The sequence below is a fragment of the Azospirillum isscasi genome, assembly GCF_030849505.1.
GTDB classification, from domain to species: Bacteria; Pseudomonadota; Alphaproteobacteria; order Azospirillales; family Azospirillaceae; genus Azospirillum; species Azospirillum isscasi.
In genome coordinates this window covers 1-704 of record NZ_JAUJFI010000385.1, presented here as the reverse complement: position 1 = coordinate 704, position 704 = coordinate 1, and the positions used below count along the sequence as shown (strand labels likewise).

Genomic DNA, 704 nt, shown 5'->3' with positions numbered 1-704 from the left:
CTTCGCCGGCAAGGCGGTGGGCGCGATGACCGTCACCACCGGCACCATGGGCGACCAGAACTACATCGCCTTCATCAGCCTGTGATCTGAAGCGGTCCGAAAAGCGCCGGTCCGGGGGATGCCCTTCCCCGGGCCGGTTTTTTTTATGGCTTTGCCGGTTGGGGGCAGCCCATCGGGGTTGCGACCGCCCCTTCGAAAGGGTCGGGACGATGCGCCGCCTTTTCCCGTATTCCCCCTTGATGGAGAATGATGCAGGCCGTTCATCATAAGATATCGAGAGTTCATAGAACAATCGAGTTTCCCATTATCAAGTAAGATTATCCAATATCCGCCTTTCCGTGAAGAGTATGTGTTATTTCTTCTTGGGCAATTGCAGGAAGCATCTCCGAAAGCGCATGTGATTGGGTGTCGCGCTACCCCGTATCTGTGAACGATGCGACCGGGCGCCCCAGCGATCACCACAGAATGCACGGAGAGTTTCCCTTGAACGAAGTCATCATCGCGGACGCTGGACTTGAGGATCTCGACGGGCTGCTCAGCCACCGCCGTCCCGACGTCCAGGTCATGCTCGTCTCCGCCGCCGACGATGCCCATGCCGTTCTGGCCGCGGCGCTCGCCGCGCGTCCGTCCGTCCTGCATGTGGTCGCCCATGGCGAGCCGGGACGGGTCCTGCTGGGCGCCCAGCCGCTGGATGCGCGGTCGCT

General features: G+C 60.9%; 2 protein-coding genes. One reads left to right on the top strand and one right to left on the bottom strand.

Translation table 11 applies throughout. From position 1 onward, the window contains the following. A partial coding sequence (locus QSG27_RS29115; RefSeq protein ID WP_306712363.1) for a hypothetical protein occupies positions 1-292 on the bottom strand: 292 nt, incomplete at its 3' end. Positions 293-483: 191 nt separating this feature from the next. On the opposite strand from QSG27_RS29115, the gene QSG27_RS29110 reads away from it, so the two are divergent. After that, positions 484-704: DUF4347 domain-containing protein (locus QSG27_RS29110; RefSeq protein ID WP_306712361.1), on the top strand; the 221-nt coding region annotated here is incomplete at its 3' end.